The organism is Pseudomonas sp. JL3 (assembly GCF_031570575.1).
GTDB lineage: Bacteria > Pseudomonadota > Gammaproteobacteria > Pseudomonadales > Pseudomonadaceae > Aquipseudomonas > Aquipseudomonas cucumis.
This window is the reverse complement of record NZ_JAKWJK010000012.1, coordinates 74,149-99,602: the sequence shown is the minus strand read 5'-3', so window position 1 is coordinate 99,602 and position 25,454 is coordinate 74,149. Positions and strand designations below refer to the sequence as shown.

Below are 25,454 nucleotides of genomic sequence, written 5' to 3'. Positions count from 1 at the left end.
GCCGTGAGCGTAGCCCCCGTCCAATCGCCACACAGTATCAAAGACCAGGTCAGTGCCGCCGAATGGCAGACCCGCCTCGATCTGGCTGCCTGTTATCGTCTGGTCGCCCTGCATGGCTGGGATGATCTGATTTTCACGCATATTTCCGCCAAGGTGCCGGGCACTGAAGACTTCCTGATCAACCCCTTCGGGCTGATGTTCCATGAAATGACTGCGTCGAGCCTGGTCAAGGTCGATCAGGCCGGCAACAAGTTGATGGACAGTCCTTACGAGATCAACCCGGCGGGTTACACCATCCACAGCGCCGTGCATGAAGTCCGTCATGACGTCGCATGTGTGCTGCACACCCATACGGCAGCAGGGGTGGCGGTCTCGGCGCAGAAGCAGGGCATCTTGCCGATCAGCCAGCAGTCCTTGTTTGTTCTGTCCAGCCTGGCCTATCACGCCTACGAAGGCGTTGCGCTGAACCATGAAGAGAAGGCGCGGCTGCAAGCCGACCTTGGGGAAAACAATTTCCTGATGCTGCACAACCACGGTCTGCTGACCTGTGGCGGCACCATCGCCGACACGTTCCTGATGATGTTTACCTTCCAGCGCGCCTGCGAGATTCAGGTGCTGGCGCAGAACGGTGGTGCGGAGCTGATCGCCATCGAACCGCAGATTCTGGCGGGCGCCAAGGCGATGATCGCCGGTGTCACCAAAAGTGCTCAAGGGATGGGCGGCGCGCTGGCCTGGCCGGCGCTGCTGCGCAAACTCGATAAACAAGACCCGGGTTATAAACTCTAAATGGCCCTCGCCGAGATTCCCCTGTGTGTCTGGCGCAAATGCGGCCAGACGTTCGTATTTCGCGGTGAGACTATCCGCTATTGGGCCGCGGGGCAGGGCGAGCCGCTGTTGCTGATCCATGGCTTCCCGACCGCCAGTTGGGACTGGCATTACCTGTGGCAACCGCTGGCGCAGCGCTATCGGGTGATTGCCTGCGACATGCTCGGCTTCGGCGATTCGGCCAAACCGGTGAGTCACGACTACAGCCTGCTGGAACAGGCCGATCTGCAACAGGCCTTGCTGGCGCATCTGAACGTTGAGCAACCCGTTCACGTGTTGGCACATGATTATGGCGACAGCGTGGCCCAGGAACTGCTGGCCCGGCACTATGAAACGCGCGCTGATATCGCCAGTTGCGTGTTTCTCAATGGCGGGCTGTTTCCCGAAACCCATCGCCCGGTGTTGATGCAAAAACTCCTGCTCAGCCCCTTGGGCTGGATGATCGGGCGAGCCTTTACCCGTGACGCGCTGGTGAAGAGTTTTCAGCAGGTGTTCGGTCCGAAGACCCGGCCCACGGAAAGTGAACTGGATGATTTCTGGAGCCTGGTCGACAGCAATCGCGGGCAACGGATCATGCACAAATTGATCGGCTATATCCCGCAGCGCCGTGTCCAGCGTGAACGTTGGGTCAGCGCCATGCAGCGCGGCGAGGTGCCGCTACGGGTCATTGATGGCGAGGTCGATCCGGTGTCCGGCGCGCACATGGTGGCACGCTATCGGCAACTGATTCCCGACCCGGACACCGTGCTGCTGCCTGAGATCGGCCATTACCCGCAGATCGAAGCGCCGGCGCAGGTGCTCGAGCACTATCTGGAGTTTCGCGACCGGCTGGTTTCACCGCCGCTCAAAGTGGCGTGTTCCTGATTATCCCGCTGCCTTATCGTGCACCATTCAGCCGCCCCCGTGTTTATTGTGACCGGCAGCCCCGTGCCTGACACTCGCACTCATTGTCCCCTTGGCCTGCTGGAGTTTCCCATGAATGAGTCTGTGCGCTTCGAAGATAAAGTGGTGATTGTCACCGGTGCGGGCGGCGGCTTGGGGCGGGCGCATGCGTTGCTGTTCGCCAGACAGGGCGCCAAAGTGCTGGTCAATGATCTCGGCGGTTCGGCTCAAGGTGAAGGCGCCAATGCTTCGGCGGCCGATCGTGTGGTAACGGAGATTCGTGAAGCGGGCGGTACCGCCGAGGCGAACCATGACTCCGTCACCGACGGTGACAAAATCGTCCAGAATGCCCTCGACACATTCGGCCGTGTCGATGTTGTGGTGAACAACGCCGGCATCCTGCGGGACAAGACCTTTCACAAAATGGACGACAGCGACTGGGACCTGGTTTACCGCGTCCACGTCGAAGGCGCCTACAAGGTCACCCGCGCCGCCTGGCCACACCTGCGCGAGCAAAACTATGGACGCGTGATTTTCACCGCGTCGACTTCGGGCATCTACGGCAACTTCGGCCAGTCCAACTACGGCATGGCCAAACTCGGTCTCTATGGCCTGACCCGAACACTGGCCATCGAAGGCCGCAAGAACAACATTCTGGTCAACGCCATCGCCCCGACCGGCGGCACCCGCATGACCGAAGGCCTGATCCCGCCGCAAGTGTTCGAACAACTCAAACCGGAACTGGTCAGCCCGCTGGTGGTGTACCTGGCCAGCGAGCAGTGCCAGGAAACGTCCGGGCTGTTCGAAGTGGGTGGCGGCTGGATGGGCAAGGTGCGCTGGGAGCGTAGCCTGGGCGCAGGGTTTGATCCGCGGGTGGGTTTTTCACCGGAAGATGTGGCGGCGCATTGGGAGCAGATCTGTGATTTCGAAGGCGCGGCGCATCCGAAGGACAATATTGAGGCGTTGAAGGAAATGATGGAGAACTTGCAGAGGTATTCGTAATGAGGTTTGAGGTCACCCAGTCGACGGCAGGTGATTGGGTGGCCTATTTGGCTATCGCTCGTATTTTTTTTCAGTCACGAATTTTGGCGCTTTCCAGTGTGGGCCTTTGATAGCAATAGCCAAATCGCCCTCAGCCAATATGCCCTCCTCGAATAGCTCCTCGTAAGTCTTGCACAGCTCACCACGGGCGATCACTTCGAAGCGATAACGCCCAAACAGCATGTCAATCGAGGGGAATGCCAAGCCGATAGCCAACACTGATAGCAGATCTCTTACAGATTCGTTTCGGACAGCTTGTTCGAGTTTCGCTAATGATGTTTTCGATCCACAACCTCCTTCGAAAGCCAGAATTTCCTGCCGTTTGGCGGCCTCAATGGCTTCGTCCGTATAACGAAGTCTTTCGTCGTTGCCGAGTTTGAAATCCTCAAGCGCTGCAGTATGAACATCGTTCCAGAGGGAAGCATTTTTCTTCGGTATGAAATCATCAGGAATGCCCATGGCTCTAAGTCTTACCATCACACGAAGAGTATGTGCATAGAAGCGCCGGTCGGTATCGGTCATCTCAAATTTGCCCTCCAGAGTGTCCTTCAGGCGCTGAACCATGATGCTGTCAGCACCCGAGCCACTTCTTGCAATGGCATACATTTCTTCCGATTCAGCTTTGTCTCTATCCGTCATACGTTGCGCTCGCTGCAAAGAGTTTTTAGTTTTTGCCGAGTAATTAACGTACACCAGCTTGCGAAGAGACGTGTCTGGTAGGTGAGTAAGCGTATGCCTGCATTATTGTGTGAATAATTGCAGGAGTAGATGTCAGTCAGAACATTGCTGGCCAAATAAAGGATGTTTCGTACAGAACGGTGGGATGTAGCTTTCACGACTTTTGTCGACTAAGCGGTATGAGGGAGCAAGCACCTATAGCCTGCTCCCATTAATTTTTATTGCTCAGGTTTGAATCCTGGCTTTCCGTTTGCCGCTCGCCATTGTTTTATGGCATTTAGTGCTCCGGCAGCACTGTCTTCGACGCCATCTTCCGGATAATACAAAATATCAGATCCGTTCGGGTGTTCCGAAGTGTCTACTATGTTGTCAACGATTGCGTCGTGTTCTTTTTCTGATGAGTAATCGCCTTCAAATAATCTGTTGATAAGGCTGGCGTACTCTAGTTCTGTGTAATCTTCGAATTTTTTCTTAAGTTTAATCATGACGCTTCTCCTTTTTGGAGTGGGTGTCGATGTGTTGCTTTGGTGTTAATAGTGTCAGGTTGGTCATGTCGTAAACTGAACCGCCCTCATTGATCGGCTTTATATGGTGGATTTCAATTTTCTTTCTTCCGCCAACTTGTTCTGAAAAACGCGTGCTAGGTGAAAGACCTCTTCTAATATCAGCCCTGTTAATTGTAGTGAATTGAGCAACTAATGACTGTTCTTTTGCTACAGCCTTCCAGAATACCCGGCGAAATGCTGTTTTGTGTGGTTAAGCGGGCGTCCAATAGCTTTATCTGCTCGGCCAGGAACTTCGCCTCGTAAGCTGCGGCGTAAGAGATATTCCATTTTTCTACTGCTCTGTAATAACCCATTTGCCCTGAGCGACGACCCGCGGGGGCCTCGAAACCCTTGGTCAGTGGGTCATGGCCATAATAAAGATTGGCTATTCTTATCTGTTCTTGATGATCTGTCCTTGCTTTGAAAAGTTGCAGCTTAAGCGTCCGTAACTCAATCTCAAGAGCATCGGTTCCAGGGGGGATCACAGTAGCAACAGCCGCTCTTGTCTTTGCGAGTTCGGCATCGGTTATATGAAAGATGTTCTTGATGTTTTCGTTGAAGAGTTCCTCGGTATAAGCATTGTTGTCATTCAGCCAATCAGTGGCGGAATCCATTAAGTCATATCCACGATCGGAGTGGTCGGGCCCTGATGCGCCCCCGGCGCCAAATCCGAAACCAAAAGGCGATGAAGGCTTGCGAGGTATACCTCTATTAACAAGGATGTTTTTTTCTTGCGGCATATCGAATTCCTTTCGATTGCAATACTGGAATAGCCATGCCGGCATCCAAATGATGACGGCCGTTTATGGTCCTGTGTGTCAGCGCCATCCAGGGCGCCGAGAAAGACTATAAATTCCATCGTAAAAGCCGGGCAGGTGAGCGTTTCCGACGTTTATGTAGGAATCGAGAAGTTTCTTGCCTGAAATGGAGAAGCATCTTGTAATAACACGCGTACAAAGCCTGATTGCCAGACAAATCCATCACCCATAAAAAAGGCCGCTGCAAACGCAGCGGCCAAAGTAAGACGTTGGATCAAGGAGCAACAAATCAACGTCAGTGAACACGGGGCGATGAGTCGAAAAAATACGCTTCAAATCATCTGGATACTGTCGCCAACGGGGGGGCTATCATCCCCGTCGCTTCATGCTTTCAGGCCGTTTGCCGTGAAAGCCCGGCAAGAATAAGGGCTTGAGCGCAAAGGAAAAATAGCGATTCCAGACATGCACTGTTGCAGTCTCAGCAACAGTCGCAGGCTGACCCCTGTAGCAGCTGCCGAAGGCTGCGTTCGGCTGCGAAGCAGTCGTAAACCCTGAATCCACAATGTGCCTGACGGAACGCAGTGCCTGATTTTGCGGCTGCTGCGCAGCCGAACGCAGCCTCGCGAGCTCGGCAGCTGCTACCAGCGAACGCAGCCAGCGGCAGCAGCTACACGTCTTGCTTCATCCATGTCCCATGCGCTGCGCTGATAACCCTCCATCCAGCCCATCCATACCCTGCGCAAACCCCCGTCCCATGCGGGCATTCATCCTTTGGAGGTACAACGCGAATACCTCCTTGGTGCGCTTATCGCTCCCGGCGCGCGGCAGTAGGGTGGGGCCTTCTGTCACTCACCGGGGAAGACGCATGACAAAAACAACAATGCGCGCCATCTTCAAACCGCAAGCGCTGGCCGCTGCGGTGGCCTTGGGTTGCTGTGCCCAGGCACAGGCGGTTTCATTCAACATCGGCGAAATCGAGGGGCAGTTCGATTCCTCGTTGTCCGTCGGCGCGAGCTGGGGCATGCGCGATGCCGACAAGTCGCTGGTGGGCACCGTCAATGGCGGGACCGGCCAATCTTCGACCGGTGACGACGGACGCCTGAACTTCAAGAAAGGCGAGACCTTCTCCAAGATCTTCAAAGGTATCCACGACCTTGAATTGAAGTACGGCGACACGGGTGTGTTCGTCCGTGGCAAGTACTGGTACGACTTCGAGCTCAAGGACGAAGACCGTGAGTTCAAGCAGATCAGTGACAACGGCCGCAAAGAGGGCGCCAAGTCTTCGGGCGCGCAGATCCTCGATGCATTCGTCTATCACAATTATTCCATTGCCGATCTGCCGGGCACCGTGCGCGCCGGCAAACAGGTGGTCAGCTGGGGTGAAAGTACCTTCATCGGCAACTCGATCAACAGCATCAACCCGGTCGACGTTTCCGCGTTCCGGCGCCCTGGCGCGGAGATCAAGGAAGGCCTGATTCCGGTGAACATGCTGTTCGCTTCTCAGGGCCTGACCGACCAGCTCACGGTGGAAGGTTTCTACCAACTGGAGTGGGATCAGACGGTTCTCGACAACTGCGGCACCTTCTTCGGCGTCGACGTGGCGGCGGACGGTTGCAACACCGGTTACACCGTCGGCAGCCCGGCGATTGCCCCGTTGGCGCCGCTGGCGGCAGCCTTTGGCCAACCGATACAGGTCTCCCGCGAGGGTGTGATCATTCCTCGCGGCGGCGACCGCGATGCCCGGGATTCGGGGCAGTGGGGCACAGCCTTGCGCTGGCTCGGTGACGACACCGAATACGGCCTCTACTTCATGAATTACCACAGTCGCACACCGACCGTCGGCACCACCACCGCCGGACTGTCGACACTGGCCAGCCTGCCGGGCATGGTCAGCATTGCCAACCGTCTGGCCCCGGGTAGTGGTTCGGGCCTGGCGCAAAGCGTGATGCTCGGGCGCGGCCAGTATTACCTCGAATACCCGGAAGACATTCGTCTGTACGGTGCGAGCTTCTCCACCACTTTACCCACCGGCACTGCCTGGACCGGCGAAATCAGTTACCGGCCCAACGCTCCGGTGCAGGTCAACACCAACGACCTGACCCTGGCGTTGCTTAACCCGATCGCGGGCGGCGCCGCATCGCCTGTCGCGACCCGGCCAGGTGCCGACAACACCGGTTACCGCCGCAAGGAAGTGACCCAGGTCCAAAGCACCCTGACGCACTTCTTCGACCAAGTGTTGGGCGCCCAACGATTGACCCTGGTCGGTGAAGCTGCGGTGGTACGAGTCGGTGGTCTGGAGTCGCGGAGCAAGCTGCGTTATGGCCGTGATTCGGTCTATGGCCAGTACGGTTTCGGTGGCGATACCGATGGCTTCGTCACCTCAACTTCCTGGGGCTACCGCGCCCGGGCGATTCTCGATTACGCCAACGTGATCGGCGGAATCAACCTCAAACCCAACCTGTCCTGGTCCCATGACGTCGCCGGTTACGGTCCCAACGGGCTGTTCAACGAAGGCGCCAAAGCGGTCAGCGTCGGTGTCGATGCCGATTACCGCAACACCTATACCGCGAGCCTCAGTTACACCGACTTCTTCGGCGGTGACTACAACGTCCTGGAAGACCGTGACTTCCTGGCGCTGAGCTTCGGTATGAACTTCTGATCTGGCTGAGAAGGATGATGTTAATGCGCAAGATGATTCTGCAATGCGGCGCCCTGGCCCTGAGCCTGCTGGCCGCCAACGTGATGGCGGCAGTCTCGCCGGAAGAAGCCAACAAGCTTGGCGCGACACTCACGCCACTGGGCGCCGAGAAGGCCGGCAACGCCGACGGCTCGATCCCGGCCTGGACCGGTGGCATCCCGAAAAACGCCGGTGCAGTCGATGGCAAAGGCTTCCTGGCTGACCCGTTCGCCAGCGAAAAACCGTTGTTCACCATCACCGCCGCGACTGTTGATAAGTACAAGGACAAGCTTTCGGATGGCCAGGTGGCGATGTTCAAACGCTACCCGGAAACCTACAAGATCCCGGTCTACCCGACCCATCGCACCGTGGCCCTGCCGCCGGAAATCTACGAATCGGCCAAGCGCAGCGCGCTGAACGTGACCAGCATCAACGACGGTAACGGTCTGGCCAATTTCACCGGCAACCGCTACTACGCATTCCCGATTCCGAAGAACGGCGTCGAGGTGCTGTGGAACCACATCACCCGTTACCACGGCGGCAATCAGCGACGCATCATCACCCAGGTGACCCCGCAGACCAACGGCAGCTACACGTCGATCCGCTTCGAGGAAGAAATCGCCGTACCGCAACTGATGAAGGATCTGGACCCGGACAAAGCCGCCAACGTGCTGACCTTCTTCAAGCAGTCGGTGACCGCGCCGGCGCGGCTGGCGGGGAACGTGCTGCTGGTGCACGAAACCCTTGATCAGGTGAAAGAGCCGCGGCTGGCGTGGATCTACAACGCCGGTCAACGTCGGGTACGTCGTGCGCCGCAAGTGGCCTACGACGGTCCGGGCACCGCCGCTGACGGCCTGCGCACCTCGGATAACTTCGACATGTTCTCCGGTGCACCGGATCGCTACGACTGGAAACTGATCGGCAAAAAGGAAATGTACATTCCCTACAACAGCTACAAACTCGACTCGCCGAGCCTCAAGTACGATGACGTGGTGAAGGCCGGGCACATCAACCAGGACTTGACCCGCTACGAGTTGCACCGGGTCTGGGAAGTGGTCGGCACGGTCAAGCCGAGCGAGCGACACATCTACGCCAAACGCCATATGTACCTCGATGAAGACAGCTGGCAAGTGGCGCTGGCGGATCATTACGACGGTCGCGGTCAACTGTGGCGGGTGGGCGAAGGTCACGCCCAGTATTACTACGATCACCAGACTCCGGCCTACACCTTGGAGGCGCTCTACGACATCATTGCCGGTCGATACATTGCCCTGGGAATGAAGAACGAAGAGAAGCACAGCTTCGAATTCGGCTTCGACGCCAAGTCTGCGGACTACACCCCGTCGGCCCTGCGCGCCGAGGGTGTTCGGTAAGGGTTTTGATACATCGGCATCACGAGAGGCGACCTGCGGGTCGCCTTTTTTATGGGCGCCAATCAGCGTCCTGAATACTTCTCAACAAGCGGGTTGGAGAGGGCTAGGGTGGCCGGACAATTATAAAAAGGCACGCCGCAATGACCGCCATGACTCCGTGTCTGGACCGTTCTGGATTCCTGCCCCGCCTGTCCTCTCATCACCTGTCGCGGGCTCGCTTGAGCGAACCGTTACTGGCCTCAACGGCACGGGTTAAATTGCTCTGTGCACCCGCCGGCAGTGGCAAGAGCGCGCTGCTCGCCGAATGCCTGTTGCAGGCGCCAACCCAGTGTCGAGTGCATTGGTTGCCATTGTCCGGGGTGGCGTCGAGCGCGGCGGATTTTCGTCATCGTCTGGCAGAGACGCTGGGGCTGGCCTCATCGGATGAAACCGGATTGCTGGGTGACCTGGCGCGATTGCAGACGCCGACCTGGCTGTTTCTCGATGACTATTGCCGCCTGCCGAATCCGGAGCTGGACCAGTTACTGGATCGTATGCTGGCAATCAGCAGTCCGATGCTGACCTGGTGGTTGGGTGCTCGTCGCCGGCCGCAATGCAACTGGCCAAGATTGCTGCTCGATGACGAGTTGTACGACTGCGAAAGCGCCTCGCTGGCATTCATTCCAGGTGAAGTCGAGCAGATATTGCAGCCCTGGGTACCGGAGCAGGCCAGTAAGGTGGCGAGTCGCATCATCCAGCGCACCGGCGGCTGGTGTGCCGGTGTGCGGATTGCATTGCTGCACAAGTGCGACTGGTCGCGTCAGGACAAACCCCTGGGACGGGCGGACACCTTGCTCGATTACCTGGAGCATGAGTTGTTCAGCTCGCTGACGCCTGAGCTGAGCGAGGTCTGGCGCGTACTGGCTCACTTGCCACGCTTTAATGCCCGGCTGTGCGATCACCTGTTCGGGGCCGGGGAGGGCGCTCAGTACTTGCGGACCTTGCAAGCGCTGGGTTGCTTTATCGAACCTTGGAAAGACTCCACCGACTGGCTACAGATTTTCACCCCGTTCACTCAGTTGTTGCGCGATGAGCAATGGCCGGCGGGTCGCTCCTGGCATCGCCGCGCCTGCCAATGGTTCTGTGCCGAACAGGACTGGAAGTCGGCCTTCGAACAGGCATTGCTCGCCGAGGAATACGAAGTGGCGGTCAGCCTGTTGCAACACTTCAGTTTCGAGCATTTGTTCGAGGAGCAGACGGTGGTGTTGTTGTTGCGTTTGCATGAGCAGCAAGGCGGGGAACTGACGCTGGGCAGCCCGCAATTGGTCGGATTGATTACAGCTGCGCTGTTGTTCGCCGGACGTTTCGAACAGGCGACCGATTGCATCGCACATTTGTCGCGCTTCATGCCGCAGCCGTCAGCACTTCTGCAGCAGCAGTTGATCGCACGATGGCGAGCGCAACAGGGTTGGTTATTGCATTTGCAGGGGCGTATGGACTGCTCGCGCGCGCATTTTATCGACGCACTGAGCGAGCTCGGTCCGGACCTCTGGACCGTGCGTTTGATATGTCTGTCCGGTTTGACGCAACAGGCGCTGCTCAGGGGCGAGCTCGACGTGGCCCAGGCCATAAACCGTGAGGCGTTGTGCCTGGCGCGAGCCCAGGGTTCTCTGGTGTTCGAAGGTTTGCTGGAACTCGATCATGCGCAATTGCTGGAGCAACGGGGCGCGGCGCTGCGGGCCGAAAGTCTGCTGACCAATATGCATGAATTACTCAGCCGGCAGCCTGATCGGCCCACGCCGTTACTGGGGCGAATTGCGTTACGCCGAGGGCGACTGGCCCTGCTCCAGGGACAGGACGAACGTGCAGGCGAGTTCTTTCAGACCGGGGTGGAGGATTGCTTACGCAGCCACGATAAACGGGTGTTATACGGCTTTCTCGGTCAGGCGCAACTGGCCGCCAATCGAGGCGACTATGGCCAGGCTTTTGTCCATCTGCGTGACGCCGAACGGCTGATGCAACAATGGCAGATTCCGGACGGGGTCTACCGTGGCGTGCTGTTGCAGGTCAGTAGTCATTTCTGGTTGCAACAGGGACGCCCCGAATTGGCCCATGAAGCGTTGAGTCGTGTGCTGCGGCACTATCGCGGACCGCAGGCTCGACAGGCCCCACCTGCCACACTGCAGTTGATTGCGCGCGTCGAGTATCAGTTGATATTGGCGCAATTTCATTTGAAGCAAACAGACGATTCTGTTGTCCGCTTACAGGCTCTGTTAGATCAGGCGCAACACAGCGGGATGCGTGGGCTGGAAGCAGAGCTGCATTTTGCGGTGGCCGAAGTGGCATGGTTAACGGGCGAGCGCATCTTGATGCTCGATTCGCTACTCGCAGGTCTGGAGCTAGTCAAACACTGCAATCTGAAACAGGCTCAGCAGGAACTACTGTTGCGTCAGCCTCATTTGTTGAAAGCTATAACGGAGGTGGAGTTGACATTCGAGCAAGCTGTGCCCGTCGTCGATAGCCAACTATTGAGTAGACGTGAAACGGAAGTGCTTGAGTTGGTTGCACAGGGACATTCCAATCAGCAGATTGCCGAGAAATTATTTATTTCATTGCATACGGTAAAAACTCATGTAAGAAGAATTCATGGGAAGTTGGGTGTTGTGCGCAGGACGCAAGCCGTTGCAAAGGCGAGGTTGTTGGGCGGGTGTGGATAATTAAGTTGATACATATATTCAGGGCGGGAAAGGTTACGAATTGTGTTGGGTTGAGTGTCGAAATGTTTTATTTCTGTTGTTAATAATTTGAATGCTATTGCGGGTTTTATTTAAAGGAGAATTCGACTAGTTTGAGTCCTGATTAAATGGCATGGCGCTATTTTTATAAAAGGAAGTTTTAAACTATGATCGAAAATAAACGTTTGTTCGCATATGAAAACAATGTTCTGAATTCATCGATGTATTCAGCTGAGGGTATGCAGCGTTTCAAGGAGCTGGAATCGAGTCTTATCGACAGTGAGAACGCACTGATAAATGCACTGGGCGAACACGCTTCTCTCAAGGCATTTGCCCGGATGCGCATTAAAGCATGGGCCAATAGCGCAATGGGCACGTCTCTGGAACCGGATGAAATTATAGTAAAGTCACAATACATTCTAAAAGTTGGCGGGCGTGAAATCGTTCAGGACGATCAGCGTTCGCTGACAGAGTTTGTTATTTTTGGCCTGCATGATCAGTACGCTCGTTCCAGCCTGGCTTTCGAAGGCAATCAAGTGCCGACCGGGCTCACTCGGGGGCGTCTGGAAGGCTGGTTGGCAAATGTCGATGTGCGTTCGGATTTTGCTGCATTGTGGGTGCATCCCCCATCGCAGCCGGTTATTAATGCCATGCAAGAACGAATGGCCAGACATATCGAATTCTCCACGTTCCGTCACCAAAATGAACGCTATTACCAGCCTCTTGATGCTCTTCAGATCAATCAATATCTGGCAGGCGCTTCACATATATCGATGAGTGGAATCATTTTTCCCAATTCCGGTGCCCCCATGAAAAATATGTGGGTGTTCGCGGATAAACGCACACCCGGGATTAATAATATTTTGTACGCGCCCCAGGCTCCGGATGGAGTAGTCTGGCGCACATTTAGAGAGGTTGTCGAACTCGAAAGTCACATCGTTGCATGGGCGAGACAATATCCTGACTTCATCGATTCTCACGTTATCAGTCTCCAACGAACGACAGCACATCAATACATGCAGGAGGTCATCAGTCACAACAGGCAGTGGCGAAATGGCGATGTCAGACTTACGGCTATGCAATCAGAACCCGGTCGACCTCTATCGGGAGCCGCGGCCAGTGATTTGAGATGGCAGGCCTTCGAAGCAATTTCCGTAGCACCTGCAGAATATCGTCGATTACCGATTTCCGTTCGTCAGGAATTTGCTCGACTACATACAGAGTTAGCAGCGCTTTACACCGTTGAAAGCCTTGATGTCGGATTTATGTCCTATGAGCAGTTTACTTATGACTTGATTAAGTCGAGGGTGGAAGGTGTTCTGCAAGATCGCGGTGAAGTGGTAAAGGTAGATCCAGACAAAATTATCGTCGAGCTGACGCCGAGCGAAAAAATGACACTCACGTCGCTGATGATCAATGAAAAACACTTCGATGCGTATGAGCGTGAGGGCATGACATCAAGCGGTTATCCGCGCTACTACGTAATGGCAGGGCACCCCGTTCTGAAGAGTCTGGATATCCGTGACATTGCAAACTGGACCAAGTTACGGCCAGGTGAAAAGTACATCAATATGCTGAAGGACCGCTTTCTGAATCCAAACGATTCAGCGTATACATTTAGGCGCGAAGTTCATTTTGAACGCCAGCATACAGAGATGTATCGAGCGGCGTTGGCGGAACGCTTCAGTGGAGGGCTGACCAGTGATCAGTTCAATCGAATAAAACAGCTGATTATTTCTCTGGAGAAGTCGCAAGCTCATTTGACGCATCCGCTTGGCGATGCGCCGTCTCTTGAAGACAGTGTTTATCGCTTCCATTTCGGCAGGCGTCGACCCGTAAAGGGAGTTTATGTTTTCAGGATAACCGAAGATTGGCTCTATACCCCTCATGCGCCAGACGGCAAGTGGTTCCGTCCGCTGGATCATATTGTGAACGCGATACGCTACGGGGCTTTGACCGAGTACTTCCTGGATCGAGTCCGGCTCATCGATCAACCCGCAGTCAATGAATACTTTGATGCAGTGCGTGACATCAAAAGGAGAACCGCGGCTCCGGGGTTGGAAATAGGTAGCCGTGTTCGGGATATCTATACTTCTTACAATGACATGGTTCAGTTCGTTATCGATGATGTAGATTTCAAGACTACGAGTTTGGCGGAAATTATCAGCGCACTGGTTTACAAGAACGTCATGCTGGCTGCTACGGTGATCAGCATCGTTATCCCCCCGGTAGGTCTGGCAGCCAGCGCAGTGAAGATCACCAAAAGCCTATTGGAGGGGGCTCAATCCTGGCATCTCGCAGACAGGGATGCGGCTTTTACCAGTTTCCAGGAGGCTCTGATTGAGTTGGCGACTCTTGGGTATGGCAAGTACGAGAAGTTGGGGGCGACATCGGTGACGAAAACCCAGAAAACACTGATCGGGTTTATCAAGGATGCGAGGAAAGTTGCTGAAATGGTATCGACGGCTACCGGACAGAAGATCGATCACGAGCTGTTGAAAGAAATCGTTGACGATGTTCTTGCGGAACTGGGTTCTGGCGGCAGCAAGACGACCGTGCGTTAAACGGCGATAGCAGTCCTACGCATAATTGAACGTCAAATAGGGTGGGCTACCGGTTCATACCCCATCCGCCAACTCACGGCCCGGGTCGCCGCCAGCAACCGCTGCGCCGCCGGGCCGTTTTCATCGGCATGGAACAACGAGGTCGGGCCAACAATGGTCATTACTGCCGCCACCTGCCCAATAGCGTTGAACACCGGCGCCGACAAGGCATCGACTCCCGGCATCAGTAAACCATGCACATGGTGCAGACCGCGGTCGCGGATCTGTTCGCACAAAGTCGCATAGGCCTGATCATCCGCCAAGGCATGGGAGTTGCCGGTTTGCAGTTCTCGCTCGCGCAAGTCCATGGTTTCGCGCTTGGGCAGATAAGCACCGAACACTAAACCTGTGGACGAACTGAGCAATGGCAACACCGAACCCAATTGCGTCACCACCGTCACTGCGCGTATAGCCGGCTCGATATGCACCACCGTCGCGCCCAAATTGCCCCATACCGCCAAAAAACAGGTTTCGTTCAGATCGTCTCGCAGTTCGGCCAAGGGCAGGGCAGCGACTTTCAGCACGTCCATACTGTTCAGGGCTGCCAGGCCAACCCGAAGCGCTTCGCGGCCCAGACCGTAGTGGTTGGTGGCCGTGTTTTGCTCGGCAAACCCGCTGGCGATCAGCGCCTGCAAATAGCGGTGAACCTTGCTCGCCGGCATCTGTACGTGTTCGGCCAGGCGTGACAACGAAGTCGAGGGCGACAGCTCGGCAAGCGCCTTGAGGATGTCGGTACCGACTTCGGCCGAGCGGACTTTCTGTTTACCGTTGCTTTCGCTGGTCATGGAGGCGGTGTGATCCCGGGACGAATGGGCGTCTTTATAGCTTGACGGTCAATACCAATCAAATTACGTTATGCGTAATTGAATTACGATAAAAATAACCCAGGCGTGCCAAGACCTCTTCAGCAGAGTGACAGGCCATTGCCTACTCCCGTTCAGGAGGCTCCATGAACCTCGATTCAACGGCGCCAGCGCTGGCTTATCAGTCAGGCTTTGGCAACGAATTCAGCAGCGAAGCGTTGCCGGGCGCACTGCCCGTCGGCCAGAACTCCCCGCAAAAAGCCCCTTATGGCCTGTACACCGAACTGTTCTCCGGTACGGCCTTTACCATGCCTCGCAGCGAAGCACGGCGGACCTGGATGTACCGCATTCAGCCGTCGGCCAATCACCCGGCATTCGTCAAACTGGATCGGCAACTGGCCGGCGGCCCACTGGGTGAAGTGACCCCCAATCGCCTGCGCTGGAACCCCTTGGACATTCCGACCGAACCCACCGATTTCATTGACGGGCTGGTGAGCATGGCCGCCAACTCGGGCGCGGAAAAACCGGCCGGGATCAGTATCTATAACTACCGCGCCAATCGCTCCATGGAGCGCGTGTTCTTCAACGCCGACGGCGAACTGTTGCTGGTGCCGGAACTGGGCCGCTTGCGCATCACCACCGAACTGGGCGTGCTGGAGTTGGAACCGCTGGAAATCGCCGTTCTGCCGCGCGGGTTGAAATTCCGCGTCGAACTGCTCGACTCGCAAGCCCGCGGCTACATCGCCGAAAACCATGGCGCGCCTCTGCGCCTGCCGGACCTGGGGCCGATTGGCAGCAATGGCTTGGCCAACCCCCGCGACTTCCTGACCCCGGTGGCTCATTACGAGAACCTCAAGCAACCGACGACCCTGGTGCAGAAGTTCCTCGGCCAGTTGTGGGGTTGCGAGCTCGATCATTCGCCGCTGAACGTGGTCGCCTGGCACGGCAATAACGTGCCGTACAAATATGACCTGCGCCGTTTCAATACCATCGGCACGGTCAGTTTCGATCACCCGGATCCATCGATTTTTACCGTCCTGACCTCGCCGACCAGCGTGCATGGTTTGGCCAACCTGGACTTCGTGATCTTCCCGCCACGCTGGATGGTCGCCGAGAAAACCTTCCGTCCACCGTGGTTCCACCGCAACCTGATGAACGAATTCATGGGCCTGATCCAGGGCGAGTACGATGCCAAGGCCGAAGGTTTCGTGCCTGGCGGCGCCTCGTTGCACAGCTGCATGAGCGCCCATGGCCCCGACGGCGAGACCTGCACCAAGGCGATCAACGCGGAACTGGCGCCGGCTAAAATCGATAACACCATGGCCTTCATGTTCGAGACCAGCCAGGTGTTGCGCCCGAGCCGATTCGCCCTGGACTGCCCGCAACTGCAAAACAATTACGACGCCTGCTGGGCCACGTTGCCCGCCACTTTCGACCCGACCCGGAGATAATCCATGACTCAGACTTCCATCACTCGTAGCTGGGTTGCCTCCGCCAACGGCCACGCGGATTTCCCGCTGCAAAACCTGCCGTTGGGCGTGTTCAGCGTGAAGGGCTCCGCTCCGCGCAGTGGCGTGGCGATCGGCGACCATATTTTTGATCTGGAAGCGGCACTGGATGCTGGCCTGTTCGATGGCCTTGCGAAGAGAGCAGTCGAAGCCACCCGTGGCGGTCAATTGAATGCGTTCTTCGAATTGGGCCGCGAGGCTCGTGTCGCTTTGCGCGAACGCCTGCTGGAACTGTTCGCCGAAGGCAGCACCCTGCACGGCAAAATCGAGGCCCAAGGCGCAAAACTGCTGCCGCTGGCGGCGGATTGCGAAATGCACCTGCCGGCGAAGATCAACGACTACACCGATTTCTACGTGGGCATCGAGCATGCGCAAAATGTCGGCAAACTGTTCCGCCCGGACAACCCGTTGCTGCCGAACTACAAGTACGTGCCGATTGGTTATCACGGCCGCGCTTCGACCATTCGCCCGTCCGGCACTGATGTGCGTCGTCCGAAAGGCCAAACCCTGCCGGCCGGCCAGACCGAGCCGACGTTTGGCCCGTGCGCACGTCTGGACTACGAACTGGAATTGGGTATCTGGATCGGCCAGGGCAACGCGATGGGCGACTCCATCGCCATCGGTGACGCCGCCGACCACATCGCCGGTTTCTGTCTGCTCAACGATTGGTCGGCGCGCGATATCCAGGCTTGGGAATACCAGCCGCTGGGTCCGTTCCTGTCCAAGAGTTTCATCACCAGCATTTCGCCGTGGGTGGTGACGGCCGAAGCGCTGGAGCCGTTCCGTCGTGCGCAGCCTGCGCGCCCGGAAGGCGATCCGCAGCCGTTGCCGTACCTGTTCGACAAACGCGATCAGGCCGCCGGTGCCTTCGACATCGAACTCGAAGTGCTGCTGCTGACCGAGTCGATGCGCGAACAAAATCTGCCAGCCCATCGCCTGACCCTCAGCAACACCCAACACATGTACTGGACCGTTGCACAACTCGTTGCGCACCACAGCGTCAACGGCTGCCAGTTGCAGGCCGGTGATCTGTTCGGTTCGGGCACGCTGTCCGGTCCTGAAAGCGGCCAGTTCGGCAGCCTGCTGGAAATCACCGAGGGTGGTAAGAAGCCGATCGAACTGGCGTCGGGCGAGGTGCGTAAATTCCTTGAGGACGGCGACGAAATCATTCTGCGGGCGCGTTGCAGCCGCGAGGGTTTTGCTTCCATCGGTTTCGGCGAATGCCGTGGCAAAGTGCTGCCAGCGCGCTAAGAGGATCGGGTCATGGAACTCTATACCTACTACCGCTCGACCTCGTCTTTCCGGGTGCGCATTGCGTTGGCGCTCAAGGGGCTGGATTACCAGGCGCTGCCGATCAACCTGATCGCGCCGCCAGGTGGCGAGCATCGGCAGCCGACGTACCTGGGCATCAACCCGCAAGGCCGGGTGCCAGCCTTGCGCACCGACGAAGGCGAATTGCTGATCCAGTCACCGGCGATCATCGAGTACCTGGAGGAACGTTATCCACAGGTGCCGTTGCTGTCCAAAGATCTCGCTGCCCGCGCTCATGAGCGTGGCGTGGCGGCGGTGATCGGTTGCGATGTGCACCCTCTGCACAACGTCAGTGTGCTCAACAAACTTCGGCAGTTGGGGCACGATGAGCCGCAGGTGGTTGAGTGGATCGGTCACTGGATCAGCCAAGGGTTGGCGACGGTGGAGCAATTGATCGGTGACACCGGTTATTGCTTTGGCGATCAACCGGGGCTGGCGGACGTCTACTTGATCCCGCAGCTGTATGCAGCCGAGCGCTTCAATATTTCATTGGAAGCCTACCCGCGAATTCGGCGAGTGGCGGCGCTGGCAGCGACACATCCAGCCTTCTTCCTGGCCCATCCGGCGAATCAGCCCGATACCCCGTAAAACCTTACACCGACCCCGTAGGAGCGAGGCTTGCCCGCGAAGAACGATAACGCGGTGATCCTGATGGACCGAGGCGTCTGGTTCGCGGGCAAGCCTCGCTCCGACTACGGGCGGTGATTAGTGCACGACCGAATTGGGTGGTAGATGCCCTAATCGTTCAGTCAGGCGAATCCGCTGGATCGGATCGTCACTGAGCAGCAGCGCATGCTCCAGGTCAAAGCGCTCGGCATTCGGGCAGTCCAGTCGTTGATAGAGGCTGGCCCGCGCCAGGTAGTCGGAGGCGCTGGCGTTGCCCAGTTCAAGCACGCGCTCGGCGTCGATCAGGGCGTCGATATAATCATCGTTCGTGAGGTACAACTGGCGCAGGTTGCGCGACAGCCGTTGCAGCATCTGCACCGGTTCAGCCGTCAGTAAATGCTCGGCGCTGAGCTGCATGTTCGGGCCGTACTGGCGTTGCAGCAGTTCGCGGCAATCATTGGGGTACAGCCGTCGCCCGCCGCATGGGTCGAGCAGGTGATCGGCACCTTGCACCCGCAGCAGGAAATGCCCGGGAAAGTTGACCCCGACCAGGGGAATCTCCAGCCTTCTGGCCAGTTCCAGCGCAATCAGGCCTAGCACCAGCGGTTGCCCCCGCCGACGTTCCAGCACTTTATTGAGTAACGCCACTTGCGGGCGCAAGGGCGTGGAGTCGTCCTGGGCGAACCCCAGGTCATTCATTCGCCGCAATAACGGTTGGGCCAATTCATTCACCGGCAGCATCGGCAACCCATAGCTGACCCGCTGTTGCAGGTCCTTGAAGTCCGCCAGTACCGCCTCGGGATTCAACTCCTTATCGTGTTCGACGGCCATCCACAGCGCCGCCTCGAACAGCGCGGGCGGTGATCGTTGCAGACAGTCGAAAAAACGTTGGCGCGGGGTCATCAAAATCTCCGGGGAATGCCTCGTTTTAGCCCCGTCTCAGGCTTTCGTCCAGTGCTGCACACAGGCGGTAACAGGTTATGTCCGAAAGCGTTCAAAGCCGCGCCGCTTATTCCGGTGCGCTTCTGCAATTTTTGTGCGCAAGCCTATACTGGCGACTACAAGAAGTGATTCGGGAGCCCTACGATGTTCGCTCTCATGCAAAGCACTCGCCTTGAATCGCTGCACCTGAGCGTCGATCCGGTCACCGGATTGAAGGCGGTGATTGCCATCCACAACAGCCGTCTGGGACCTGCCCTGGGCGGGTGTCGTTACCTTGCTTACCCCAGCGATGAAGCCGCGATCGAGGATGCTGTGCGCCTTGCCCAAGGCATGAGTTACAAGGCGGCCCTGGCCGGCCTGGCTCAGGGCGGTGGCGTTGCAGTGATTCTTCGCCCGGCCCATGTGGAAAACCGCGCCGCGCTATTTGAAGCCTTCGGGCGCTGCATTAACGAACTCGACGGTCGCTACATCACCGCCATCGACGCCGGAACCTCGGTGGCGGACATGGATTGCATCGCCCAGCAGACCCAATTCGTCACCAGTACCACCGCCGCGGGCGACCCGGCACCGCACGCCGCCATGGGCGTATTCGCCGGTATTCGCAGCACTGCCATGGCCCGTTTGGGCAGCGATAATCTCGAGGGCTTGCGCATAGCTATTCAAGGTTTGGGCAATGTCGGTTATGCCTTGGCCGAACAGTTGCACGCGGCCGGTGCCGAGCTGCTGGTCAGCGATATTGATCACGGCAAAGTGCAATTGGCCATGGAGCAATTGGGGGCTCATCCAATCGCCAACGATGCGCTGCTCAGCACACCGTGCGACATACTCGCGCCCTGCGGCCTGGGCGGTGTGCTTAACAGCAACAGTGTGGCGCAACTGCGCTGCGCGGCGGTCGCAGGCTCGGCAAACAACCAATTGATCCATCTCGAAATCGCCGATCAGCTGGAGCGCCGGGGCATTCTGTATGCGCCCGATTACGTGATCAATGCCGGCGGGCTGATCTACGTGTCGCTCAAACACCGCGGCGAAGAGCTGACAACCATCACCGCGCACCTGTCGAAAATCAGTTCACGGCTGACCGAAGTCTTCGCCCATGCCCAGGCGGAAAAACGCTCCCCGGCCCGGGTGGCGGATGAGCTGGCGGAGAAAGTGCTGTACCGGTGAGGCTGTATGGGTGAAAAGTTTGAATCGATGAAGGAGTGAGAGTCTATCCGGCCGACTTGCTCCCCAAGCCCTGCGCCACAAACGTCGGGCCTGACAATTGCACGCTGACCCCGCGTGCCAGGAGCCCTGTGATGCCTCACAAGGTTGAGCTGCCGTACACCCGATTTTTATCCCCTGATGGCCAGTTACTCGGCAATCTTCCCGACTGGGCCGACGATTTCAATCTGTTGACGCGCCTGTATCGGCAGATGGTCCTGACCCGCCTTTTCGATCAGAAAGCTGTCGCCTTGCAACGCACCGGGCGCATCGGTACCTACGCGCCGACCTTGGGCCAGGAAGCCATTGGCGTTGCGGTCGGCAGCCTGATGCACGCCGAAGATGTCCTGATCCCGTATTACCGCGACACCGCTGTGCAGTTGATGCGCGGTGTGCGCATGGAAGAAATCCTGTTGTATTGGGGCGGCGATGAGCGTGGCAGCGATTTTGCCGACCCGGCGGTCGCTGAGGATTTCCCGATCTGCGTGCCGATTGCCACCCAGGCCCTGCATGCCTGCGGCGTCGCCAGCGCATTCAAGATCCGCGGCGAGCATCGGGTCGCCGTCACCACCTGCGGCGATGGGGGAACCAGCAAAGGTGACTTCCTCGAGGCCCTCAATGTTGCTGGCGCCTGGCAGTTGCCGGTGGTGTTTGTGATCAACAACAACCAATGGGCGATCTCGGTGCCGCGACGCATTCAGTGTGGTGCCCCGACCCTGGCGCAGAAAGCCATTGGCGCCGGCTTCCACGGCGAGCAAGTCGACGGCAATGACATCCTCGCCGTTTACGACCGCATACAAGCGGCCCTCGAACGGGCGCGCCACGGTAAAGGCCCGGTGTTGCTCGAATGCCTGAGCTATCGCCTCGGCGATCACACCACGGCCGACGACGCCACGCGCTACCGTTCGGCGGACGAGGTCAAGCAGGCCTGGCTCGAGGAACCGATCAAACGCCTGCAACGCTTCATGGCCGGGCAGGACGTATGGGACGAAGGCCGCGAACAGGCACTGATCAGCGAATGCCAAGGCTTGGTGCAGGGGGCTGTGGATAACTTCGAAGCGGCGGGCCTGCAGACACCGGAATCGGTGATCGATCATGTCTACGCCCAGTGGCCACAAGCCCTGGCCGAGCAGCGCGAAGAGTTTCTGGAACGGGTGGCGCGCCGGACGGGAGGTTCGGGCCATGAGTAACGGTAAGGTGACGCTACTGGAAGCGGTGAAGCTGGCGTTGCATCGGGCCATGAGCGAAGACGAAAACGTTATCGTCCTCGGCGAAGACGTCGGGGTGAACGGTGGCGTGTTCCGCGCCACGCTGGGTCTGCGCGACAGCTTTGGTTTCAAGCGGGTGATCGACTCGCCGCTGGCCGAAACCATGCTCGGCGGGCTGGTGGTGGGCATGGCGGCCCAAGGCCTGAAACCAGTGGTGGAAATCCAGTTCATGGGCTTCATCTACGCCGCCATGGAGCACCTGGTGTCCCATGCCAGCCGCATGCGCAATCGCACGCGCGGGCGGATCACCTGCCCGATGGTGATGCGCACGCCCATGGGCGCCGGGATTCGCGCGCCGGAGCATCACAGCGAAAGCACTGAAGCCCTGTTCGCGCATATTCCGGGGCTGCGGGTGGTGATCCCGTCTTCGCCGGCTCGGGCCTATGGCTTGTTGCTTGCGGCCATCGACGACCCGGACCCGGTGATATTTCTCGAACCCACCCGACTCTATCGAATGAATCCGCAACCGCTGGTAGATGACGGTAAACGTCTGCCGCTGGACAGCTGCTTCACCCTGCGTGAAGGCAGCGACATTACCTTGATCAGTTGGGGCGCCAGTGTGATGGAAACCCTGCAAGCCGCAACGGCATTGGCTGAGCAGGGCGTCTCGGCGGAAGTGATCGATGTCGCCAGTATCAAACCGCTGGACCTGGACACGATGGAAGCCTCGGTGCGCAAGACCGGTCGCTGTGTGATCGTGCATGAAGCGCCACGCTCCTGCGGGGTCGGCGCGGAAATCGCCGCGAGCCTTTATGAGCGGGTATTTCTGGAGTTGCAGGCACCGATCCAGCGAGTCACCGCGCCGGACATTCCGCCGCCGCTGTATCGACTGGAATCGCTGTACATGCCCGGCATCGAAGACATTCTTCATGCCTGCGACACCGTCATGCAGCACTACCCCTGAAGAGACGCCTGAGGCCGAGGAGGTTGCGATGAAATATTTCAAACTGCCGGATTTGGGCGAAGGCTTGCAGGAAGCGGAAATCGTCCGCTGGCACGTCAAGGTTGGCGATACCGTCAAGGCCGACCAACTGCTGGTGTCGGTGGAAACCGCCAAAGCGCTGGTGGATATTCCCGCACCCTACGACGGCGTGGTGGCGAAAACCTTTGGTGGCGAGGGCGACATCCTTCACGTTGGCGAACCCCTGCTCGGTTACGAAGGCGAAGCGGATGCGGGCACTGTGGTCGGGCGGCTTGAGGGCGGCAGCACAAATCAGGAGGATGCATTTTTCATTGGCGCTGCGCCTTCGACTCGTGAGCACCTGGCGAACCGTGCCACGCCGGCGGTGCGTCAATTGGCTCGGCAGCTCGGCGTTGAACTGAGCGGCTTGACGGGCTCCGGCCAGGACGGCCTGATCACCCGCAGCGACGTAGAGAACTCGGCCCTGACGGAACGCGAACGCTTCGGGGGCGAGAAGCTGCGCGGAGTGCGACGCAGCATGGCGCTGAACATGGCCAGGTCCCATGCCGAAGTGGTGCCGGTGACGATTTTCGGTGATGCCGATCTGCATCGCTGGGGGCAGGCACGAGAACCGCTGATTCGTCTGGCCAAGGCGATGGCGGCGGCCTGCGCCGTAGAGCCGGTGCTCAACAGCGCCTTCGATGGAAAAACCCTGTCGCTCAAGCAACACGAACGGCTCGATCTGGGCATTGCCGTGGATACGCCGGACGGCTTGTTCGTGCCGGTGCTGCGCGATGTCGGCCAACGCACGGCGGCGGATTTGAAAGAAGGTGTGATGCGTCTGCGGGCCGATGTGCAGGCGCGCTCGATCCCGCCCCAGGAAATGATGGGCGCGACCCTGACCCTGTCGAACTTCGGCACCTTGTTCGGCCGCTACGCCAACCCGGTGGTGGTGCCGCCGCAAGTGGCGATCCTCGCCGCCGGGGCGATCCGCGATGAACCGGTGGCGGTCGAGGGGGCAGTGGCGGTGCATCCGATCCTGCCGCTGTCCCTGACCTTTGATCACCGGGTGGTCACCGGCGGCGAGGCGGCGCGGTTCTTCAAAGCGTTGGTCGAGGCGCTGGAACAACCCGAGGTCTAGGTTTCCCGCAGGCATGAAAAAGGCCCTGAGCCATTTGGACTCAGGGCCTATTCAATTCGGGCATTGCTTACTTGGGTGTCTTGGCGGCTTTGGCTGGCTTGGTCGACTCAGCGTCCGTCACTTCAACAGGTGCAGCAACAGGTGCAGCTTCTTCAACAGGTTCCGTGACTTCGGCGGGTGCATTGAGCAGTTCGGACAGTGCGTCCGGCTGGCTCTTGAATGCCTTGGCGAATACATCACGGTTCTTCGCCATGTAGATCCCGGCTTCTTCCACTTGCTGTTCGGTCAGGGACGGAACGGCTTTTTGCAACACTTCAGCCAGCAATTCGGCCAGTTCGAGCATTTTGTCATGACGGTCAGCTTCGGCTTTATCCATGAACAAGCGCTCCAGATCTCGGCTGCTGCGGTATACCACTTCGACGGCCATTCACCACCTCACATGCCTTCACATTAGTTGTCTGTTTCGACTACTGTATTTATATACAGCGAAAAGGATAAGCCAATCCCTGCGCTTTGGGTAGTGGCTTTTTAATGTAGACCGAATTCAGGGTTTGTCAGGTGGACCGTGTCGTCCTCATTCGCGGGCAAGCCTCGCTCCTACAGGTTTGTTGTTGGTGACTGGACAGGTGCGACCAAACGCCACGGAGCGCGTTTCAAAGCACCTCGCCATCATGTGGCAGCAACCTCTGGCCTTTTTTCTGCATGCAGAACAACCGTCACGTCCAACCCGCATCATCCGCTCGAACCGAGCTAAGGAACAATCAAAGTGAAAATCAACTGGGCCGAGAAACTGCGGCAGAACGTGCACCAACTGGCCGAGTCCCTGGGCAACCTGTTCGTCGAGACCTTCCACTACCTGGCGCTGTTTGCCATCGGTGCGGTGACCGCCTGGGCGGCGGTGATGGAATTCCTCGGAATGCTAGAACAGGGGCATATCAAGATCGATGACATCTTGCTGCTGTTCATCTACCTGGAACTGGGGGCGATGGTCGGGATTTACTTCAAGACCAACCACATGCCGGTGCGATTCCTGATCTACGTGGCGATCACTGCATTGACGCGGCTGCTGATCTCCAACGTCTCGCACCACAATCCACCGGACTTGGGGATTATCTACCTGTGCGGCGGGATTCTGCTGCTGGCGTTTGCGATTCTGGTGGTGCGTTACGCCTCGTCGCAGTTTCCTTCGGTGAAGATCGAACACCCGCAACGCAAGATCGGTGCGGGTTCCGGTGAGCATCCCGAAGTGGAGAAGGGTGAGATTTAAAGCCCCATTGAAGGTCGGGGCCGGGATTTGACCAAGGGCGGCGGCGGGTTGCGATTGTCGCCGTCGGTCATGGCTTCGAGGATGGCCACTGCGCTGTGGCCCTGTTCGATGGCGATGCCGAATTGAATGCTTTGCACCAGGCGTTTGAGACGTTTGGGATCATTGCGCTGTTCGGCGCTGATCATCCGTTTGGCCACCACGCGGCCACTTTTGGAGAGGGTCAGCATGATGCTGCCGTCCAGCCCCTGAATGCTCAGGTTGACTTGATAATCCGATGCAAAGGCATCGGTAATGAGTTGAAAGGGGTTGTCCATGATGCGTCACCGCCTGATTGAACGTGCAGTTGTTGACGACCGTGATCGGGATTAGTTCGCAACACCAGACCACCGGCCTTCCATGTTCATGTGCTTT

General features: G+C 57.9%; 21 protein-coding genes and 2 pseudogenes. 15 read left to right on the top strand and 8 right to left on the bottom strand.

Annotation, left to right across the window (positions count from 1 at the left end; all coding sequences use genetic code 11):
- The first annotated feature begins 3 nt into the window (after window positions 1-3).
- The 3 genes from MMG91_RS19870 to MMG91_RS19860 all read left to right on the top strand — a co-directional run bounded on the left by MMG91_RS19870 (window position 4) and on the right by MMG91_RS19860 (window position 2,709).
- The gene (locus tag MMG91_RS19870; RefSeq protein WP_310660474.1) at window positions 4-786 is read left to right on the top strand and encodes a class II aldolase/adducin family protein; all 783 of its coding nucleotides are present in this window, start codon (window positions 4-6) and stop codon (window positions 784-786) included.
- Window positions 787-1,689: an alpha/beta hydrolase gene (locus MMG91_RS19865; protein ID WP_310660473.1), complete on the top strand. Its 903-nt coding sequence runs from the start codon at window positions 787-789 to the stop codon at window positions 1,687-1,689.
- A 111-nt stretch (window positions 1,690-1,800) separates the two neighbouring features.
- Window positions 1,801-2,709 (top strand): SDR family oxidoreductase, encoded by a 909-nt coding sequence (locus tag MMG91_RS19860; protein ID WP_310660472.1) that lies wholly within the window; start codon window positions 1,801-1,803, stop codon window positions 2,707-2,709.
- 51 nt (window positions 2,710-2,760) lie between these two features.
- Here MMG91_RS19860 and MMG91_RS19855 read toward each other — a convergent pair whose 3' ends face one another.
- The 4 genes and pseudogenes from MMG91_RS19855 to MMG91_RS19845 all read right to left on the bottom strand — a co-directional run bounded on the left by MMG91_RS19855 (window position 2,761) and on the right by MMG91_RS19845 (window position 4,711).
- Complete coding sequence (locus tag MMG91_RS19855) at window positions 2,761-3,387, bottom strand: hypothetical protein (RefSeq protein ID WP_310660471.1); 627 nt, start codon at window positions 3,385-3,387, stop codon at window positions 2,761-2,763.
- A 257-nt stretch (window positions 3,388-3,644) separates the two neighbouring features.
- Window positions 3,645-3,911, bottom strand: coding sequence for a bacteriocin immunity protein (locus tag MMG91_RS19850; RefSeq protein ID WP_310660470.1), 267 nt, complete (start codon window positions 3,909-3,911; stop codon window positions 3,645-3,647).
- Window positions 3,904-4,110 (bottom strand): annotated as a pseudogene (locus MMG91_RS28995) (HNH endonuclease signature motif containing protein); the annotation flags it as partial. The pseudogene MMG91_RS28995 and the gene MMG91_RS19850, both read right to left, overlap by 8 nt.
- Entirely contained in the window at window positions 4,100-4,711 is a 612-nt protein-coding gene (locus tag MMG91_RS19845; RefSeq protein ID WP_310660469.1) for a hypothetical protein, read from the bottom strand. The pseudogene MMG91_RS28995 and the gene MMG91_RS19845, both read right to left, overlap by 11 nt.
- An 883-nt stretch (window positions 4,712-5,594) precedes the next feature.
- Between MMG91_RS19845 and MMG91_RS19840 the strand changes: the two genes are divergently transcribed.
- The 4 genes from MMG91_RS19840 to MMG91_RS19825 all read left to right on the top strand — a co-directional run bounded on the left by MMG91_RS19840 (window position 5,595) and on the right by MMG91_RS19825 (window position 14,057).
- Window positions 5,595-7,388: a DUF1302 domain-containing protein gene (locus tag MMG91_RS19840; protein ID WP_310660468.1), complete on the top strand. Its 1,794-nt coding sequence runs from the start codon at window positions 5,595-5,597 to the stop codon at window positions 7,386-7,388.
- Between the two features lie 23 nt (window positions 7,389-7,411).
- On the top strand, window positions 7,412-8,779 hold the full coding sequence (locus tag MMG91_RS19835) for a DUF1329 domain-containing protein (protein ID WP_305448251.1): 1,368 nt from the start codon (window positions 7,412-7,414) through the stop codon (window positions 8,777-8,779).
- 140 nt (window positions 8,780-8,919) lie between these two features.
- Window positions 8,920-11,475, top strand: coding sequence for a LuxR C-terminal-related transcriptional regulator (locus MMG91_RS19830; RefSeq protein WP_310660467.1), 2,556 nt, complete (start codon window positions 8,920-8,922; stop codon window positions 11,473-11,475).
- A gap of 185 nt (window positions 11,476-11,660) precedes the next feature.
- Entirely contained in the window at window positions 11,661-14,057 is a 2,397-nt protein-coding gene (locus MMG91_RS19825) for a hypothetical protein (RefSeq protein ID WP_310660466.1), read from the top strand.
- 32 nt (window positions 14,058-14,089) lie between these two features.
- Here MMG91_RS19825 and MMG91_RS19820 read toward each other — a convergent pair whose 3' ends face one another.
- Entirely contained in the window at window positions 14,090-14,881 is a 792-nt protein-coding gene (locus tag MMG91_RS19820; RefSeq protein WP_305448254.1) for an IclR family transcriptional regulator, read from the bottom strand.
- A gap of 164 nt (window positions 14,882-15,045) precedes the next feature.
- Here MMG91_RS19820 and hmgA point away from each other — a divergent pair, with 164 nt between their 5' ends.
- From hmgA to maiA, 3 genes are read left to right on the top strand one after another with little or no spacing between them, the layout of a single operon-like run.
- Complete coding sequence (gene hmgA / locus MMG91_RS19815) at window positions 15,046-16,350, top strand: homogentisate 1,2-dioxygenase (protein ID WP_310660465.1); 1,305 nt, start codon at window positions 15,046-15,048, stop codon at window positions 16,348-16,350.
- A 3-nt stretch (window positions 16,351-16,353) separates the two neighbouring features.
- The gene (fahA, locus tag MMG91_RS19810) at window positions 16,354-17,658 is read left to right on the top strand and encodes a fumarylacetoacetase (protein WP_305448256.1); all 1,305 of its coding nucleotides are present in this window, start codon (window positions 16,354-16,356) and stop codon (window positions 17,656-17,658) included.
- Between the two features lie 12 nt (window positions 17,659-17,670).
- Window positions 17,671-18,306: a maleylacetoacetate isomerase gene (gene maiA / locus MMG91_RS19805; protein WP_310660464.1), complete on the top strand. Its 636-nt coding sequence runs from the start codon at window positions 17,671-17,673 to the stop codon at window positions 18,304-18,306.
- A gap of 117 nt (window positions 18,307-18,423) precedes the next feature.
- Here maiA and MMG91_RS19800 read toward each other — a convergent pair whose 3' ends face one another.
- Window positions 18,424-19,227 carry a SirB1 family protein gene (locus MMG91_RS19800; protein ID WP_305448257.1) on the bottom strand — a complete coding sequence of 268 codons (804 nt, stop codon included), beginning with the start codon at window positions 19,225-19,227 and terminating at the stop codon, window positions 18,424-18,426.
- A 183-nt stretch (window positions 19,228-19,410) separates the two neighbouring features.
- Between MMG91_RS19800 and MMG91_RS19795 the strand changes: the two genes are divergently transcribed.
- From MMG91_RS19795 to MMG91_RS19780, 4 genes are all read left to right on the top strand, one after another.
- Entirely contained in the window at window positions 19,411-20,430 is a 1,020-nt protein-coding gene (locus MMG91_RS19795; protein ID WP_305448258.1) for a Glu/Leu/Phe/Val dehydrogenase dimerization domain-containing protein, read from the top strand.
- Window positions 20,431-20,561: 131 nt separating this feature from the next.
- A complete protein-coding gene (gene pdhA / locus MMG91_RS19790) occupies window positions 20,562-21,656 on the top strand; it encodes a pyruvate dehydrogenase (acetyl-transferring) E1 component subunit alpha (RefSeq protein WP_405046552.1) in 1,095 nt (364 codons plus the stop codon).
- The gene (locus MMG91_RS19785) at window positions 21,649-22,638 is read left to right on the top strand and encodes an alpha-ketoacid dehydrogenase subunit beta (protein ID WP_310660462.1); all 990 of its coding nucleotides are present in this window, start codon (window positions 21,649-21,651) and stop codon (window positions 22,636-22,638) included. The genes pdhA and MMG91_RS19785 overlap by 8 nt, the downstream gene beginning before the upstream one ends.
- A gap of 28 nt (window positions 22,639-22,666) precedes the next feature.
- On the top strand, window positions 22,667-23,776 hold the full coding sequence (locus MMG91_RS19780) for a dihydrolipoamide acetyltransferase family protein (protein ID WP_310660461.1): 1,110 nt from the start codon (window positions 22,667-22,669) through the stop codon (window positions 23,774-23,776).
- Between the two features lie 172 nt (window positions 23,777-23,948).
- Here the strand turns inward: MMG91_RS19780 and MMG91_RS19775 are convergent.
- Window positions 23,949-24,203, bottom strand: a pseudogene (locus tag MMG91_RS19775) (YebG family protein); the annotation flags it as partial.
- A 339-nt stretch (window positions 24,204-24,542) separates the two neighbouring features.
- On the opposite strand from MMG91_RS19775, the gene MMG91_RS19770 reads away from it, so the two are divergent.
- Window positions 24,543-25,043, top strand: coding sequence for a phosphate-starvation-inducible protein PsiE (locus tag MMG91_RS19770; RefSeq protein ID WP_305423430.1), 501 nt, complete (start codon window positions 24,543-24,545; stop codon window positions 25,041-25,043).
- On the opposite strand, the gene MMG91_RS19765 is transcribed toward MMG91_RS19770, so the two are convergent.
- Window positions 25,040-25,357, bottom strand: a complete 318-nt coding sequence (locus tag MMG91_RS19765; protein ID WP_310660460.1) for a DUF3509 domain-containing protein — start codon at window positions 25,355-25,357, stop codon at window positions 25,040-25,042. The two genes, MMG91_RS19770 and MMG91_RS19765, sit on opposite strands and share 4 nt — an antisense overlap.
- Window positions 25,358-25,454: the final 97 nt, after the last annotated feature.

Coding starts and splice junctions, on each gene's coding strand:
- MMG91_RS19865 (WP_310660473.1), top strand. CDS start 787: ATGGCCCTCGCCGAGATTCCCCTGTGTGTCTGGCGCAAATGCGGCCAG.
- MMG91_RS19860 (WP_310660472.1), top strand. CDS start 1,801: ATGAATGAGTCTGTGCGCTTCGAAGATAAAGTGGTGATTGTCACCGGT.
- MMG91_RS19855 (WP_310660471.1), bottom strand. CDS start 3,387: ATGACGGATAGAGACAAAGCTGAATCGGAAGAAATGTATGCCATTGCA.
- MMG91_RS19850 (WP_310660470.1), bottom strand. CDS start 3,911: ATGATTAAACTTAAGAAAAAATTCGAAGATTACACAGAACTAGAGTAC.
- MMG91_RS19845 (WP_310660469.1), bottom strand. CDS start 4,711: ATGCCGCAAGAAAAAAACATCCTTGTTAATAGAGGTATACCTCGCAAG.
- MMG91_RS19840 (WP_310660468.1), top strand. CDS start 5,595: ATGACAAAAACAACAATGCGCGCCATCTTCAAACCGCAAGCGCTGGCC.
- MMG91_RS19835 (WP_305448251.1), top strand. CDS start 7,412: ATGCGCAAGATGATTCTGCAATGCGGCGCCCTGGCCCTGAGCCTGCTG.
- MMG91_RS19830 (WP_310660467.1), top strand. CDS start 8,920: ATGACCGCCATGACTCCGTGTCTGGACCGTTCTGGATTCCTGCCCCGC.
- MMG91_RS19825 (WP_310660466.1), top strand. CDS start 11,661: ATGATCGAAAATAAACGTTTGTTCGCATATGAAAACAATGTTCTGAAT.
- MMG91_RS19820 (WP_305448254.1), bottom strand. CDS start 14,881: ATGACCAGCGAAAGCAACGGTAAACAGAAAGTCCGCTCGGCCGAAGTC.
- hmgA (WP_310660465.1), top strand. CDS start 15,046: ATGAACCTCGATTCAACGGCGCCAGCGCTGGCTTATCAGTCAGGCTTT.
- fahA (WP_305448256.1), top strand. CDS start 16,354: ATGACTCAGACTTCCATCACTCGTAGCTGGGTTGCCTCCGCCAACGGC.
- maiA (WP_310660464.1), top strand. CDS start 17,671: ATGGAACTCTATACCTACTACCGCTCGACCTCGTCTTTCCGGGTGCGC.
- MMG91_RS19800 (WP_305448257.1), bottom strand. CDS start 19,227: ATGACCCCGCGCCAACGTTTTTTCGACTGTCTGCAACGATCACCGCCC.
- MMG91_RS19795 (WP_305448258.1), top strand. CDS start 19,411: ATGTTCGCTCTCATGCAAAGCACTCGCCTTGAATCGCTGCACCTGAGC.
- pdhA (WP_405046552.1), top strand. CDS start 20,562: ATGCCTCACAAGGTTGAGCTGCCGTACACCCGATTTTTATCCCCTGAT.
- MMG91_RS19785 (WP_310660462.1), top strand. CDS start 21,649: ATGAGTAACGGTAAGGTGACGCTACTGGAAGCGGTGAAGCTGGCGTTG.
- MMG91_RS19780 (WP_310660461.1), top strand. CDS start 22,667: ATGAAATATTTCAAACTGCCGGATTTGGGCGAAGGCTTGCAGGAAGCG.
- MMG91_RS19765 (WP_310660460.1), bottom strand. CDS start 25,357: ATGGACAACCCCTTTCAACTCATTACCGATGCCTTTGCATCGGATTAT.